16 protein-coding genes and 3 tRNA genes are annotated in these 14,256 nt (G+C 66.7%); 12 read left to right on the forward strand and 7 right to left on the reverse strand.

Annotated elements, in window-relative coordinates:
* The 6 genes from VF106_RS10705 to VF106_RS10730 all read left to right on the forward strand — a co-directional run.
* Window positions 1-775: GvpL/GvpF family gas vesicle protein (locus tag VF106_RS10705; RefSeq protein ID WP_330839474.1), on the forward strand; the 775-nt coding region annotated here is incomplete at its 5' end.
* Window positions 772-906 carry a gas vesicle protein GvpG gene (locus VF106_RS10710; protein ID WP_330839475.1) on the forward strand — a complete coding sequence of 45 codons (135 nt, stop codon included), beginning with the start codon at window positions 772-774 and terminating at the stop codon, window positions 904-906. The genes VF106_RS10705 and VF106_RS10710, both read left to right, overlap by 4 nt.
* A 138-nt stretch (window positions 907-1,044) precedes the next feature.
* A complete protein-coding gene (gvpO, locus tag VF106_RS10715) occupies window positions 1,045-1,371 on the forward strand; it encodes a gas vesicle protein GvpO (RefSeq protein ID WP_330839476.1) in 327 nt (108 codons plus the stop codon).
* Between the two features lie 324 nt (window positions 1,372-1,695).
* Entirely contained in the window at window positions 1,696-2,349 is a 654-nt protein-coding gene (locus VF106_RS10720; protein WP_330839477.1) for an SAM-dependent methyltransferase, read from the forward strand.
* 1,052 nt (window positions 2,350-3,401) lie between these two features.
* Window positions 3,402-3,767, forward strand: coding sequence for an STAS domain-containing protein (locus tag VF106_RS10725; RefSeq protein WP_330839478.1), 366 nt, complete (start codon window positions 3,402-3,404; stop codon window positions 3,765-3,767).
* Between the two features lie 150 nt (window positions 3,768-3,917).
* On the forward strand, window positions 3,918-4,388 hold the full coding sequence (locus VF106_RS10730) for an ATP-binding protein (protein ID WP_330839479.1): 471 nt from the start codon (window positions 3,918-3,920) through the stop codon (window positions 4,386-4,388).
* Window positions 4,389-4,554: 166 nt separating this feature from the next.
* On the opposite strand, the gene VF106_RS10735 is transcribed toward VF106_RS10730, so the two are convergent.
* Window positions 4,555-5,523 (reverse strand): alpha/beta fold hydrolase, encoded by a 969-nt coding sequence (locus VF106_RS10735; protein WP_330839480.1) that lies wholly within the window; start codon window positions 5,521-5,523, stop codon window positions 4,555-4,557.
* A gap of 116 nt (window positions 5,524-5,639) precedes the next feature.
* Between VF106_RS10735 and VF106_RS10740 the strand changes: the two genes are divergently transcribed.
* Both VF106_RS10740 and VF106_RS10745 read left to right on the forward strand, forming a co-directional pair.
* A complete protein-coding gene (locus VF106_RS10740) occupies window positions 5,640-6,851 on the forward strand; it encodes a sensor histidine kinase (protein ID WP_330839481.1) in 1,212 nt (403 codons plus the stop codon).
* Complete coding sequence (locus VF106_RS10745) at window positions 6,848-7,504, forward strand: response regulator (RefSeq protein WP_330839482.1); 657 nt, start codon at window positions 6,848-6,850, stop codon at window positions 7,502-7,504. The genes VF106_RS10740 and VF106_RS10745 overlap by 4 nt, the downstream gene beginning before the upstream one ends.
* 151 nt (window positions 7,505-7,655) lie before the next feature.
* On the opposite strand, the gene VF106_RS10750 is transcribed toward VF106_RS10745, so the two are convergent.
* Entirely contained in the window at window positions 7,656-7,928 is a 273-nt protein-coding gene (locus VF106_RS10750) for an STAS domain-containing protein (protein ID WP_330839483.1), read from the reverse strand.
* Here VF106_RS10750 and VF106_RS50860 point away from each other — a divergent pair.
* Entirely contained in the window at window positions 7,919-8,173 is a 255-nt protein-coding gene (locus tag VF106_RS50860) for a pentapeptide repeat-containing protein (protein ID WP_414638925.1), read from the forward strand. The genes VF106_RS10750 and VF106_RS50860 overlap by 10 nt on opposite strands.
* On the opposite strand, the gene VF106_RS10755 is transcribed toward VF106_RS50860, so the two are convergent.
* Window positions 8,109-8,468, reverse strand: coding sequence for a helix-turn-helix domain-containing protein (locus VF106_RS10755; protein ID WP_330839484.1), 360 nt, complete (start codon window positions 8,466-8,468; stop codon window positions 8,109-8,111). The genes VF106_RS50860 and VF106_RS10755 overlap by 65 nt on opposite strands.
* Window positions 8,469-9,294: 826 nt before the next feature.
* Here VF106_RS10755 and VF106_RS10760 point away from each other — a divergent pair.
* The 3 genes from VF106_RS10760 (at window position 9,295) to VF106_RS10770 (ending at window position 12,250) form a co-directional block, all read left to right on the forward strand.
* Window positions 9,295-9,534, forward strand: a complete 240-nt coding sequence (locus tag VF106_RS10760) for a hypothetical protein (RefSeq protein WP_330839485.1) — start codon at window positions 9,295-9,297, stop codon at window positions 9,532-9,534.
* A 1,500-nt stretch (window positions 9,535-11,034) separates the two neighbouring features.
* Window positions 11,035-11,241 carry a helix-turn-helix domain-containing protein gene (locus VF106_RS10765; protein WP_330839487.1) on the forward strand — a complete coding sequence of 69 codons (207 nt, stop codon included), beginning with the start codon at window positions 11,035-11,037 and terminating at the stop codon, window positions 11,239-11,241.
* Between the two features lie 469 nt (window positions 11,242-11,710).
* Entirely contained in the window at window positions 11,711-12,250 is a 540-nt protein-coding gene (locus VF106_RS10770) for a site-specific integrase (protein WP_330839486.1), read from the forward strand.
* 303 nt (window positions 12,251-12,553) lie between these two features.
* On the opposite strand, the gene VF106_RS10775 is transcribed toward VF106_RS10770, so the two are convergent.
* From VF106_RS10775 to VF106_RS10790, 4 genes are all read right to left on the reverse strand, one after another.
* Window positions 12,554-12,628 (reverse strand) — tRNA-Val (locus VF106_RS10775).
* A gap of 1 nt (window position 12,629) precedes the next feature.
* Window positions 12,630-12,701 (reverse strand) — tRNA-Cys (locus VF106_RS10780).
* 42 nt (window positions 12,702-12,743) lie between these two features.
* A tRNA-Gly gene (locus VF106_RS10785) sits at window positions 12,744-12,816 on the reverse strand.
* 95 nt (window positions 12,817-12,911) lie between these two features.
* Window positions 12,912-13,337 carry an SsgA family sporulation/cell division regulator gene (locus VF106_RS10790; RefSeq protein ID WP_075123646.1) on the reverse strand — a complete coding sequence of 142 codons (426 nt, stop codon included), beginning with the start codon at window positions 13,335-13,337 and terminating at the stop codon, window positions 12,912-12,914.
* Window positions 13,338-14,256: the final 919 nt, after the last annotated feature.

Raw genomic sequence — 14,256 nt, forward strand, 5'->3', positions numbered from 1 at the left:
GGCCGTCGGCGCCGACGCCGGCGCCGGCGCCGACCAGCGTGTCTATGTGTATGGGATCGTGCCGTCCGATGTGGAGACCATGTCGGACGCTCGGGGTGTTGGGGAGCCGCCCGCTGAGGTTTTCGTTGTCCGGCACGGGGACATCGCTGCGTTGGTCAGCCGGATAGACCCGGACACATCGCTGGGCGCACCGGAGGACCTGGCCGCGCACGAGGCGCTGCTGGACGCGGCTGTCACCGAGTCGCCGGTGTTGCCGGTGCGGTTCGGTGCGGTGATGACCGGCGAGGATGTGGTGGCTGACGAGCTGCTCGCGGCCTACCACGACGAGTTCGCCGCAGCCCTGGACGAGTTGGAAGGCAAGGCGGAGTTCGTGGTCCAGGGTCGCTACGACCTCGACGCGGTCCTGCACGAGATCTTCGACAAGGACACCGAGGTAGCGCGGCTGCGGGAGGTCATCCGCGGTAAACCGGAGACCGCGACGCGCCGTGAGCGGGTGGCGATCGGCGAGCGGGTCAGCAACATCATCACCGCCAGGCAGAACGCCGACACCCAGATGGTGGTCAAGGCGCTCACCGATCTCGGCGCCCCCGTGACCATCCGGGCCCCCACCCACGACGAGGACGCCCTGCACGTCGCCTGCCTGATCGAACTCGCCGACCGGCCCGAGCTGGAATCGAGGATCGACCAGATCGCACGAACATGGTCTGGCCGGGTCTCGGTCCGGCTGCTCGGACCGTTCGCCCCCTACGACTTCGTCACCACCACGCGGGAGTGACCGATGGGACTGCTGACCACCATCCTCACACCTTCCCGATCGCGCCCGTCCGCGGCGTCATCGCGCTCGCCGAAGTGCTCCAACAACGGGCCGAGGAAGAAGGTGGGCCACCCCGCGTCGGCGCGACGTGACCTGGAAGCGGCCGAACAGGCCCACCAAGCCGGCGAGATCTCCGAGGACGAGCACGCTCGCGTTCAACAGGACGTGCTCGACCGCATGACCACACCCGCCACCCCCGCCGCCGGGACACACAACCGGAAACGACACCAATGGCCAACCCCCCACCACACCACACCGAACCCGCCGAACCCCGACCCGACGCCGAAACTGAGTTCGCCGCGTCCGCCGCCGGTGCGATCGCACTCCACCAGATCGCCCGGCTCGTCCGCGGAGACGTGCTCGGCGTCACCGCGATCGAACCGATCAACACCGGATGGCTGGTCGAGATCGAGACCATCGAGACACACCGGATCCCACCCACCGCGGACATCCTCTCCCTCTACCAGGCCGAACTCGACCCGGACGGCAACCTGCTCGCCTACCGACGAACCACCCAGTACACCCGCGGCAACAGCCGACGAGGAAACAAACGATGAGACAGGCCCGCGCTTCCGGTGAATTCTTGTCCTCACCGGGGCCCAGTCGCGGCGCTAATGTTTCACCTACTCGGTGAATGTTTCTGGGGCGGCGGTTTTGGTGTGGCACTCTCTCGCATGATTCGTGTCGCTTTAGGACGTGCCTGTGGATGTGTGGTGTGGGTGGATGGTGTTTCCGGTCGGCTCGTCGGGTGAGCGTGGTGGACGCCGGCCCAGCATCGCCGGTATTCATGATTATTGGCTCGGCGGGGCGGCATCACAGTCAGGTGGATCGTGATTTCGCTGACCGTACCGCCGTGGTCGCGCCCCATATCCCCTATGTTTGTGCGTGCGGAGCGTGCGTTGTTGGGCCGTATGGTGCGCTACCTGGTCGAGCAGGGGGTGCGGCAGTTCCTTGACCTCGGTTTCGGCGTGCCCAGTGTCGGGCACGTCCATGAGATCGCTTACGGTATCGACCCGGCGTGCCGCGTGGTCTACGTCGACACCGATCTCGGCGTCGTGGCCCACAGCCGTGATCTGCTGGCCCGTCACGAGCAGGTCGCGGTCGTGGACGCCGACGTCCGCGACCCACACCGGGTGCTGGACGCCCCGCAGACCCGCCGACTGCTCGACCTGGACGAGCCGACCGCGGTGTTGCTGATCGCGACGCTGCAGCACATCCCCGATGCCGACGACCCCGCACTCATGGTCGCGAGCTACCGGGACGCCCTGTGCTCTGGCAGCTACCTCGCCATCTCCCACTATGGGCCCGACGAGTCGCTGCTGTCCGGGCTGAAGCTGTTCGACCAGATGCGTCTGGGTGCGCGGCTGGACGTGACCGTTCGGGACCGGGAGTCGGTCGCGGTCCTGTTCGCCGGGCTCGAGCTCGTTGCCCCGGGTATCGTGCCGGTCGTGTTGTGGCGCCCGGACCCTGACGACGACCTCGGCCACCATCCAGAGCGGCATTCGATCTATACCGGCCTCGGCCGCAAGCCCTGACGTCACGAGGCGACCAGAATTACCGTCAGGCGCTTGCACGTCACGGCCCCAGCCCGGCCGGCGGTGGCCACGGCCGGGCATTCCGCGAAACCCTCGGCACGAGTTCGTTGAACCGCGCAGCGCGCGCTCCCAACGGCGGGCGCTCGCCAACTAACCACTGTGGTAGGAAAGTATGCGTTCATGCGCGCCGGAGGCGAGATCTTGACAGGGCAACGATTCCGGAGTCTATAGTCGACAGTCGAAACATGACGCCTGCTCGCAACGACCTACAGGCAGTGTCCCTTGTTCACGCCCAAGGGGCCACAGGGTGGCCCTGGTCAGCAGTCGCGCGGTGGCCGGGGCCGCTCCCAGGGTAAGTCCGATCGCGACAGACGGCGCGCGATGGTGACGCCGATTGTCCGCTGAGGGACCGTCGGTGTTGCTGTAGTCGCCGTGGATCCCCGTTGGCTGTAACAGTCGTGAATGGACATTCGATGAGTCAGGTATCGGTCCGATCGTGCAAGGGAGAGCCGGACCGGTTCGGGCGGCGGTCACCCACTGGCCACCAATCGGTTACTCCAGCACACCCGCACGCGGGAGTGACGCGGTCGCACGGTGGCCGCTCCCGTCCGTGTGCAGACCGATTTCCGCCACATGTGGTCGGCGCATCGGCGCTTGTCAACGCACGCCTGCCGAGCGTGCCTCCAGAGATCAAGCCGGCCACACCCGCCGCCGAGGTGATCGCAGAACCGTGGACGCGGGGTCCAGAAGCACGCTCCTGAGTAGATGAACACCGGCGAGAACCACGGCGACCGCCACACCGCCGCGCGTCGGAGTTCTACTGGACATGCTGGACCGCAACGCCCATACCCACCCGGATCGCCCATCATGTGTTGCGTCTGGACAGCCGCTTCTCTCGTGGGCTTGTAGGCTGGATGAAGCGGATGAAGGACCGAGGCGACCACCGACGTGGGAGTGAACAGGGTGACGGTGTCACCGCTGTCCCAGGTTTGGTCGTGTCATCACCGCAGCTGGCTCCGCTCTGGTTCGTCGACCGCGGGAAGGGAGCACTCATGTCCTATCAAGACTGGCAGCGGAGCTACCTGCGCGTCGATCGACGCAGTGAGGGGAGGGCTGTGGTTGTCCGTGTCATCGGTGAGGTCGATGTGGACACCGTGCCGTTGCTCGACGACCAACTCTGTATCGCGACCGATCTCGCGATCCCACCCGCCCCGGTGATCGCTGACCTCCGCGATGTCCACTTCTTCGGTTCCAAGGGAATCGCCGCTCTGGTCGGTGCTCAGCAGCGTTGCCAGCGTCGACGCACCGCCCTGCGCGTGTTGGTGTCCGCACCGGTGATGCGGCCCATCTCCGTACTGGGCTTGACCGACGAGTTCACCCTGTGCCGCACACTCACCGCGGCACTGCATTACCACTAATCGGACACCGAACCACGCCTACGCGCCCGTGACCGTCCCCGGGGTGGCACAAGGGACGTTGTGACAGCGCACCGCCCAGCCTGGTTTGCGCTGTTCTTGATGTGGGTACTCGGGAACGCTCGCTGTATCAACGCGCAAGGGTGGACCCTCATGGATGTGGTCACTGACGGCGGTGCCGAGGCAGTTGGCGGGTTCGGTGCCGCGATCGAGGATCTTCATTGCCGTGTGCCAGCGTGGGCTGGCAGTCTCACTCGCGTGCGGCAAGCTCTGTCCGACTGGGCGACCCGTCTGGGCCTGGCGGCGCGGATTGTCGAGGATGTGGTGCTCGCCGCCTATGAAGCCTTGGCCAACGTCGTCGAACACGCCTACCGCGACACTGTCGTTGGCCTGCTTGACCTGTGTGCCCGCGCCGACCGGGCTCGCGGCACCGTGACGGTGACGGTGACCGACTACGGACGCTGGCGACCCCCGCCATCCAACCGGGGTACACGCGGGCGTGGACTGAGGTTGATCCGCGGTCTGGCCACGCACGCCGAGATCAGGCCCAGCCAATCCGGCACCACCGTGACAATGACGTATCCCTTGGCAGGCAAAGCCGCCGCGCGTTCGAACACGGCTTGAGCAGAGCATGATCACGAGAGGCCTGTAGACCCGGGTTGAGCAGCGGCGGCTTTTCTGGGCGACCATGGCGATTCCAACCTGAGTACAAGACTCCTGCCGCGATGTCGGTTGTGCCAAGCGGGTCAGCCCACGACGAGGGAAGCTGACGTTGCGCCGGAACTGGATTTCAACGGTGGCACTCTGGCAGGTGGTCGAGGATGTCGACGATTTGTTGGAATTGCTCGGTGGTCGCGGCGTGTCCTGCGTGCACGGTGTGTACGTCGAAGCGGTTGTGGGGGGTCAGTTGGTTGGCCTCGGTGATCATTCGGTCCTGCAGGGCGATGGGGATCATCCGGTCGGCGGTGTGCCGGATGTAGGTTCGGGGGATGCTGCCCCAGGTGTCTGCCTGGACTTGGGAGTTCTCCCTGCCCACGGTCAGCGACTCGTCGGGTTGCAGGTAGGCGAGCGTCGAGTAGAACTCGGTGTCGCTCGCGTCGACCATCAGCACTTCCTTCAGCTTGGCCAGGGTGTCGGGGTCGGCGGTGCGGTAGTTGGCCCGCACCGCGCCGATGACCGCGGGGTCGGCGACCACTAGGGCGGCGAGGTTGCCGGCCAGGGTCGTCGAGCCTTCCGGGGTGGTCAGGTAGTCCTCCGGGCAGGCCAGGTCCACGCAGCAGAACGCGGTGTCGTAGACGATCCGGTCGATCAGATGGGGCACCGTGTTGCCGACCCGGTTCAGCGTGGCGCCGCCCATGCTGCCGCCGTAGAGGACGACCGGGCCGAAGTCGGCGACGGTGCGGACCACCTCGACGGCCGCCGCGGTGTAGGCGTCCAGGCCGACGCCCGCCATCGGCGACGGTCGGGTCGCCATCGACGCGAGGTCCTGCGGGCATTGGTAGTCGAGGGCGAACTGGGCGTCGGTGGCGCCGTGGCCTGGCAATGGCACGCCGACCGTCCGGTGCCCGCGTAACGACAGCGCGTCGATACCGCCGGGAGTGCCACTCGCGCCGGTGACGATCACGAACGTGGTCGTGCCTCGCCTGCCTTTCCGCGCCTGCGCGGTCGTCCCGCCCGTCGCCAGGGTGATCCCGCCCGCCGCCGTGCCCGCCACGGCTGCACGCAACGCGGTTCGCCTGGAATGCCTCTTGTTCGTCATGACACCGAGTGGACCGCAGCGGGCCGCGGCACCGGAAGCGGAGAAGGTGGACACCTGTGTCCACGAAAGTTGCACCACGCCCGACCGTGCGCCGTCACGGCTATAGCGTGTGGTCGGTGACGGGCAAGCACACCGGAGCGTGGCCAAACCGGCGGGATGTGCTGTGGCTGGTGGCCGCGGTCGCGATCTTCGGCGGCGTGGACCTGCTCGTCTACGGCATGAGCCCGCCGACCACCGGATGGGCCGGGCCGCACGCGGCGCTGCTCCTGCAGCTGTCGGTGGACGTGTCACTGCTGTTCCTCACCCGCTTCCCGGTGGGGGTCGCGTCCTGGACGCTGGCCGTCGCGGTGCTCATGCTTGTGTCGGAGGAGTTCGCGCCTGGCCTGTTCACTCCCGTACAACCGACCGCGCACACGGCATTGCCGTTCGCCACCCCGGCCGTCATCACGAACCTCGTTCGGCTGCCCGACCGCCGGCGCGTGTTCGTGTTGATCGGTCTGCTCGCCGTGCTCGGCACCCGGCCCTGGAACCCGAGCTGGGACATCACGCCGCTCGGTGTCGTCAACACCGTGCTGCCGGCGCTGGCCACGCTGTACCTGCACGCCCGCAAGGAACTGCTGAACTCCCTGCGGGAGCGCGCCGAACGGGCCGAACGCGAACAGCTGTTGCTCGCCGAGCAGGCCAGGGCGGAGGAGCGACGGCGGCTCGCCGAGGAGATGCACGACATGGTCACCCACCAGCTCACCCTGATGGTGCTGCAGGCCGGAGCACTGGGCACCGGGTCGGCCGATGCGGGCGTGCGCTCCGCGGCGGAAACCATCCGGCAGACAGGCACCAGGGCGATGGCCGAGTTGCGGGACCTGATCGGGGTACTCCGCAACGCCGGGGAGGCACGGGCCGCTCCGCCCACCGAACCCAGCACACCCGACCCGCGGACCCTGGTCGACGAAGCGCGCGCGGCCGGCGAGACGGTCTCCTACGTCGCCCACGGTGCCCCTGGCCGGATCTCACCGACCGTCCAGCGAACGGCCTACCGAGTGGTGCAGGAGTCGCTGACGAACGCACGCAAGCACGCCCCCGGCGCCGAGGTGACCGTGACGCTGTCCTACCGGGCCGACGGCGTCACCGTGCGCGTCACGAACGGCCCGGCCAGCCGGGCGGCAGACGACGCGCTGGCCGGCAGCGGTTCCGGCGTCGGGTTGTTCGGGCTCGCGCAACGGGTCGAGCTGATCGGCGGCACGCTGCGGACCGGCCCGAGAACCGGCGGCGGCTACCAGGTCGATGCGATACTGCCGGCCTACGTGCCGACACGGGGAGACGCCAGATGATCCGGGTGGTCGTCGTGGACGACGAACCGATGGTGTGCGCTCACCTGCGGGTGATCCTCGGCGGCGCGACCGACATCGAGGTGGTCGCCGAGGCACACGACGGCGCGGAGAGCGTGGAGGCGGTCGTCCGCCACCAACCCGACCTGGTGCTGATGGACCTACGCATGCCCGGCGTTGACGGGATCGCCGCCACCGAGCGAATCCGGACCCTGCCGACGCCGCCCCCGGTCGTCGCACTCACCACGTTCGACGCCGACAGCCACGTCCTCGCGGCCCTGCGCGCCGGCGCGGCGGGTTTCCTGCTGAAGACCACACCGCCGCAGGACCTGATCGAACTCGTACGGGTGGCCGCGGCCGGGCACACCGTGTTGTCCTCGACCGCGACGGCCTGGCTGGTCGCGACGTCCTCAGCGGGACAGCGGCGGCGCGAGGACGCCAGGACCCGGCTGCGTGAGCTGACCGACCGAGAGCTGGAAGTCCTGGCCTGCCTCGGTCGCGGCCTGTCCAACGCGGACACCGCACGCGAACTGTCCCTTTCCGAAGCGACCGTCAAGAGCTACGTGTCGCGAATGCTCGTGAAGATCGACTGCAACAACCGCACCCAGGCCGGCCTCCTGGCGCACGACGCCGGCCTGGTCACCGAACCAGGCTGACATCGTCTCCCATCCGCCCGACAGTGCGGACAATCCCCCGTTGCAACCACCGGTTGAACCGGCCGATCTTCTGCCTCACGTTCATCCGTGGCGTCGACGAGCGGGAGGTGTCCGAGTCGGACCTGGCTTCGCGGGCCCGCGAGACCCGTTGCTATTCCCCGGTGGATGGCGCCAGCGCATCCTCAAGGGTGAGGAACACGCCGTACACCTCGGTGAGTCCGACCATTTCCAGTGGACGCGACGTAGCCCTGCTCGGCGCTACCACCCGAAACGCCGTACATTCCCCGGCGAGGCGATGGCCGGCGGCCAGTTCCGCGATCCCGGCTGAGGCCATGAACTCCACCCCACTGAGATCCACGACCAGCACCGAGGGTGACTGCTGAAGCGTGGTCTTGATCGACTTGGTGACTACCGGTGCGGTCACCAGATCGACCTCGACCTCGCCGGCGCGACCCTCATCGGCCTGATCTCACCGGCTGCCGCACCCGTACCGCCACCTTCACCCAGGCCCGGTTCGCCGGCGCTGCCTCGTTCACCGGGGCCCAGTTCACCAGCGACGCCTCGTTCGCCGGGTCCCAGTTCACCGGGAAGGTGCGGGTGGGGTTCAGTCGGAGGGATGGAGTTCGGCGTTGCGTTGTTGGGCTTCGTGGAGTTGGTCTTCGAGGGTGATGATGCGGCACGCCGCGTCGATGGGGGTGCCCTGGTTGACCAGTTCACGCACCCGTGCGGCGAGGCGCAGTTGGGAACGGGAGTAGCGGCGGTGTCCGCCGGTGGAGCGCTGCGGCTGGATCAGCCCGTGCTCGTCGAGACTGCGCAGGAACCCCTGGGTCGTGCCGAGCATGTCCGCAGCCCGGCCCATGGTGTAGGCGGGGTAATGCTCGTCACCGAACTTGTCGTCGAACTTGTCGCCGTCGAACTTGTCGCCCGCGCTCGGCGCGGTCGCGTCGGGTTGGTCAGGGATCATTCCACCTCCACATCACAAGGGCCCTTGGGTGCCGTACACGGCACCCAAGGGCCCAGGGGTTTGGGTTTCATCATTGCCAACCGACCGCGAGGCCGGCTTCCTGTACCCGCTATGTCCGGTCGAGAACCGGACCGTGCGGGGATCGCTTATTTGTAACCGAGAACCACCTACCAATCCGATGGGCCTGCGGTACCCGCCCGGCGCAAGACAGCCACGGCGGGCGATCCAATGATGCGCCCTCTCCCTTCTTTCCTGTTCTTCCTTACCTGGTATTACTGCGAGCATCCCCTGCTGGGACCACGTGCCTAGATCGGTCGCAGCAGCCGGACGTCGCTGGTCACTGCACCGGAGCCCCTTCACTGATCGGCTCCGGTGCACCTGACCGCCTTCACTACCTACTGACTTCACGGGCGCACGATCTCCGCCCGCGTCCTGCGTCGGCACTGCTCCGGGACCGCCTGTTCTTCGACTGCTGCACTACTCGGTCCCGGTACTGCCTGGTCACCGCACCGAGCCTGTTCCCTTGCCTGGCTCTGTGCGGTCTGACCGTCCTGCCTCACCTCGCGGGTAGTTCCGTCATCTCCCGCGCCTGATCGACGTTGTCTCTCTCGGTACGAGCAGTACATTACACACACTGACCATCGAATGTCTACTCCGGCGATCATAGATTTTCTTCGGCGTGTCGAGTTGCGGTACACCGTTCGCAGGTGGGGGCGTGGTGGCTACGGGTCGGCCAGCCACCACTACCGGGCCGGCGGGTTTGTCGGTCGTCGGCCCGGGAAGTCATGCGGCAGCAGCGAATAGGAACCAACTTCGGGAAGTAGCGATGCGGAAGCACCTCACGTCCGCTCACCGCACGCCGTGGACGCGCACCCGTCGACGGCACGCGCATCACGGCTCGGGAGTGACCGAGTTCGAGCAACGGGCGGCGGCAGCGTGGATTCGCGCCGCCGATGCCGGGGTGATCGACGTCGACGAACTCGGCTGGCTGCTGGACAAGCTGCACGAACTGGCGAGCCCCACCGAGGTGCCGACCGCCTCTGATGACCACCGTCCCCAACGGTGACCGCGTCCAGCCAGACACATCCACCCACAGCACAACGCCACAATCCTCGACGCCGGATGTCGCAGCGCCCAACCTCAGCGGCCCGCCCGCCGCGAGTTGGCCACCGCTCGTTCGCGTGGGCTGGCCACGAAGCACCCGCGCCTGGCTGGGGCTGCGGGCGGGTTAGTTGCAGGGTGCCGCCTCGCAGGAGACCGGCGCCCAGACGATCTTGCCGCCAGTCTCGGGTTGGGGGGCGGATCCCCCAGGCGGCGGACAGCTTGTCCACAATGACCAGGCCGCGTCCCCGGTAGCCACCGAAACGAGACGTGCCAGGCGTTAACCGGCCGATGTCGGCGTCTTCGACCTCGATGCTGACCACGCATAGAACACGGGATCGGCGTATCCGGATCGTCCGGGGACCGTCACCGTGGTCAAAGGCGTTGGTGACCAGCTCGATCGCCACCAGCATGACATCACCCACATGGCCATCGCCCAGGTCAGCCAGCGCTGTCGCCGCAACATCCACACGGGGACGGAAGACCTCAAGATCATTTTGTTGGGAACCCTGAGAGCCGGCTGCTCGCCGTGCCAACGGGTGTCGCGAATTGTCGGCGCGTGCCGTTCACTGCCGTTTGATGGCGACCACCGGTGGGCCGAGCGAGGCCGGCCGAGTGGGGCCGGAGCCTACTGGCAAAGACACTCACGGGAACGGGCGGTCGTGAGAAGGCCGTGCGTGCCCAAGTGTCTTTCAGTGGTGATGAGGCCTGGCGGCCACGCATGTGGCGAATGAATATGCGCACGACGCAGGGCCCCTTGGCCGCGAACGGCGTGCGTACCGGGGCGTCGTGCGCACGGGCCACTTTCAATGACCTGCCATTTACACGCGGGTGCGTCGACGGTGGCCCTATATACATCTCAGGTGAATCACTGATCGGCTGTTGGCTTCTGGTCCTGTGGCGAGCTGTGTGTAGAGATTGCGCAGCCGCCGGGGCAGGCGCTCCGATTTGATGTGGGCGTTGGTGGGAACGCCGTCGCATCGGACGCCTGGAGCAACTCCAAGGCGAGGGCCATCATGGTCATGTTCGGGACGTCGATGGTCGCGCCGTGCTGTGGAGGGGCGCCGGGGTGAAGCCGCGCCGTGGGTGGTGGCGTTGGTGTCCCATCGGTGTTGGTGTCCCGGTCCGCGTGCGCTTCGCTCTTCTGATCGACGGCCAGGTCGAGGCAATCGTCCGGGCAGATGTCTGAGGTGGCCGGTTACACCCAGGTGTAGAGGTCCCAATTCCACGGGAAGGTGTATCGGCACTCGAAGGGCCAGTTGGCCGCTGCACGGTGTGTGCGGGTCTGTGTGGTGGGGTTTGTTAGTCGATTGTTGTGTTGTGGGTGTCCCTTGTTGGACCGTTTTTCGGAGTTCAGTGGTGTCTTGTTGGTGCCTGTTGGGAGGACTTCGTGAACGGTTCGTGGGATGTGGGTGGGGATGGTTCGGTCGAGTCTGTGGGGGCTGGTGGGGTGGCGAGAAGTGTGGTGCCTGGTGATGGTCTGTTGTTGTTGACGCCTCAGCAGGCGGCGGCTTTGTTGCAGGTGCGGGAGTCGTGGTTGCGGCGTCGGGCGGCGGAGCGGCGGGTGCCGTGTTCGTTTGTGGGGAAGCATTTGCGGTTTTCGCGCGCGGATCTTGAGGCGATTGTGGCTGCTGGGGCGCGGCCGCCGCGGTCAGCGGGGCGGGGTCGGTAGCAGCGCGGTGGGGGCCGGGTTGCGGGTTGATGGTGGTTGTTTGTCCGTGTGGTGGGGATGACCACATACGGGCTTGCTCTTTGCGGGGTATGGAGCGTTCATGTTCTGTGCCCGGAATTGGCCGGGTTTACTGCTGCGAAAGGGGTTTGTTGGATGGCTTGGGTTGAGAAGCACGGGTCGGGGTTTCGGGTGCGGTATCGGTTGCCGGATGGGTCGGTGCCGTCGGAGACCGGTTTCGAGTCGTTTCGGGATGCGGCAGACTCTGATGGGGGACTGGGTGCGCCGGTGGGCCGAAGCGCATGACGTGGGGGGCGGGTACGTGGGCGATGTACGACGCGCATCTGCGTAATGACATCCTGCCGCGGTTCGGTGCGATGGCCTTGGGTGAGGTGAGTCGGATGACGGTGAAGGGTTGGGTGAAGTCGCTGCGGCGCTCGTTGGCTGAGGCGACGGTGGCGGACGTGGTGTCGTGTCGCTGTTGTCCACGATCTTCAACGAGGCGGTCGATGAAGGGCTGATCGGCGCCAATCCCTGCCGCCGGTTGCGGATCAACACCGGCGAGCGGGACGAGCGGCCGCACGCGAGCGCGGCGCAGATCCCATTGCTGGTTGAGCGCACCTCGTTCATGGACAGCGTGATGATCATCGCTGCCGCGTATACCGGGATGCGGTGGGGCGAGTTGGCGGGGTTGCGGTGGTCTCGGGTCGATCTCGACGCTGGGGTGCGAGTCGTTGATCCGAAGGACGGTGCTTTGCACGAGGTCAACGGAACCATGCGGTTGGGGCCGCCCAAGACCAAGGCCAGTACCCGGACCGGGCAGCTCCCGCCATTTCTCGTGGACCTGCTCACCGAGCTACGTGACGCGGAGCCGTCCGCGCGGTTTGTGTTCACCGCGTCGGAGGGTGGTTGGCATCGTCGGGCGAACTTCCGGCGGCGGGTTTGGCTGCCCGGTCGCGGGCGATTCCCGGCGAGGGTGGAGACCGATCGCTCCCGGTCTGCATTTCCATGATCTGCGTCATACGCACAAGACCTGGTTGATCGAGGATGACGTGCCCGAGGTGTTGCAGTGCCGGCGGCTCGGACATCGGTTGCATGGCGTGCGGGGCGTCTACTCGCACGTGACGAAGCCCATGGTCGACGCGATGCTGGCCGGTCTGCAGCGGCGGTGGGAGCAGTGTGGGAGCACGAACCTGGGTGACCACTACCGTGTGGGAAGTGTGGTCAAGATCAGTTGCTCCCAATCTGCTCCCACAACGCAAAAACAGCCTGCCGGTGATGATCACCAACAGGCTGTCTGACCAGCGTGTATGTCTGGTGGGCGATACTGGGATTGAACCAGTGACCCCTACCGTGTCAAGGTAGTGCTCTCCCACTGAGCTAATCGCCCGAGGCGGCGGCGGGAATCGAACCCGCGTACAGGGCTTTGCAGGCCCTTGCCTAAGCCACTCGGCCACGCCGCCGTGGCTTACGCGTGGATTGGGGTGTTGGGATACCCCTCCTCGAGCGGACGACGGGATTCGAACCCGCGACCCTCACCTTGGCAAGGTGATGCGCTACCAGCTGCGCTACGTCCGCGAAAACCTGGGGCTGTGGAACCGGATTCCCTGTCCCCGTGGTGTGAGCGAAACTCTATCGGACGCCCGAATCGACGATCAAACCGGGGGGCCCTCTCAGGTGAGGTCGGTGGAGATGAGGTGCGTGAGGGCCTCGTCGACGTCCACCCAGAGGTGCTCGTTGCCCGGCACGACGACGTCGTACGTGCGGTCGAGGAAGTCGGCCAGTTCCTGCGCGGACGCCTCGAACACCGCGTGCCCGGACGGCGAGCTGAGCTCGATCACGACGACCTCGGGGTCGTCGACGGCGGGGCGTATCCGGACGTCGCCGTTGCCGGCTTCGGCGATGAGTCCGTCGGCGAGCAGGTCGCGGGCGAAGACCCATTCGACCCACCCGGCTCTGCCGGTCCGGAAGGCTGCGACAACGGCATACGGGTCGCGCGTGTCGTAGCGCAGCTCGACCTTGACGGGGACCGCTGGGGTCCTCGGCGCCAGGAGGTCGAACACCGCCGTTGAGCGGAGCGTCACGTGGTCGTTGCGCATTGTCGCTACCCCTTCTCTCCCTTCCCAGTCTTGAAACGACTGAGTCCCTTCCCCTGTGACGGCTGGAGAACTTCCATCGATCGCCTAAGCCTCGTAGTTCACCCGTCTGGGGCAGGAGTGCGGCGGAACGTATCCGGTCAGCGACGCTGCGTGAGACCCGTGTTGTCAGTCACTCCGTCGTGACAACGCCGATCGTGCCCCGGTAGCGCCAGTAGCCCGAACTTGCTCGTGCCACTCGGCAACTTACCTCAGGGTAGGCCTAGACCACCCGCGCCTGAGCAGAAATTCGCCTGACCGGACACCAAGTTGCGTCGTAGAACGACGCCCGAGCGACATCAAGGTGAACAACCGAGGGATGACGGCTGATCCAAACGGGTGATCGACAGCCCAGACGGGACGATCCCGATCCGGTCATGATCAACAGCGACCTGGGAGGAGCCGCCAGAGAGTTTCACCGGACTATCCGAACGGAGCAGAGCGAACAGCCAACCGAGTGAAATCCACCAACGACGAACAACGACCGGTGGGCCAACACACGCCACCGCCCCCGCCGAACGAGGCCGCGAGCAGACAAGAACTTGCTTCTGACCAGGAGATGTGCTGAAGAACCCAGGCATCCACCCCACGAGGAGCAAGCCCGCGTGCCGAGGAACCCAGCAAACCCCGGAGAACAGCCGCGGCGCAGGCGCCAGGTGGGGCAGATCACGCGAAGCAGCCGGCCGGCCGCCGAGAGCCGAACAAGCAAGCCAGCCAGCCCAAACCCAAGCACGCCAGGACGGAGGAGGGCGCAGAGCGACGAAGCGACACAGCGGGGCGGGGGAGACACAGCAGGGGCGAGGGTGGCGCAGTGAGGGCGGGGGAGACGCGGTGGGAGCGAGGGTGGCGCGGTGGGAGCGAGGCAGACGCAGCAGGCGGGAGA

The organism is Actinophytocola sp. (assembly GCF_036378875.1).
In the GTDB taxonomy this organism is placed as follows: Bacteria; Actinomycetota; Actinomycetes; order Mycobacteriales; family Pseudonocardiaceae; genus Actinophytocola.

Bases quoted from the DNA above. Each gene is read 5' to 3' on its own strand.
- VF106_RS10790 (WP_075123646.1), bottom strand. From the start codon at position 13,337: ATGCGCAACGACCACGTGACGCTCCGCTCAACGGCGGTGTTCGACCTC.
- VF106_RS10745 (WP_330839482.1), top strand. From the start codon at position 6,848: ATGATCCGGGTGGTCGTCGTGGACGACGAACCGATGGTGTGCGCTCAC.
- gvpO (WP_330839476.1), top strand. From the start codon at position 1,045: ATGGCCAACCCCCCACCACACCACACCGAACCCGCCGAACCCCGACCC.
- VF106_RS10755 (WP_330839484.1), bottom strand. From the start codon at position 8,468: ATGATCCCTGACCAACCCGACGCGACCGCGCCGAGCGCGGGCGACAAG.
- VF106_RS10725 (WP_330839478.1), top strand. From the start codon at position 3,402: ATGTCCTATCAAGACTGGCAGCGGAGCTACCTGCGCGTCGATCGACGC.
- VF106_RS10735 (WP_330839480.1), bottom strand. From the start codon at position 5,523: ATGACGAACAAGAGGCATTCCAGGCGAACCGCGTTGCGTGCAGCCGTG.
- VF106_RS10730 (WP_330839479.1), top strand. From the start codon at position 3,918: ATGGATGTGGTCACTGACGGCGGTGCCGAGGCAGTTGGCGGGTTCGGT.
- VF106_RS10760 (WP_330839485.1), top strand. From the start codon at position 9,295: ATGCGGAAGCACCTCACGTCCGCTCACCGCACGCCGTGGACGCGCACC.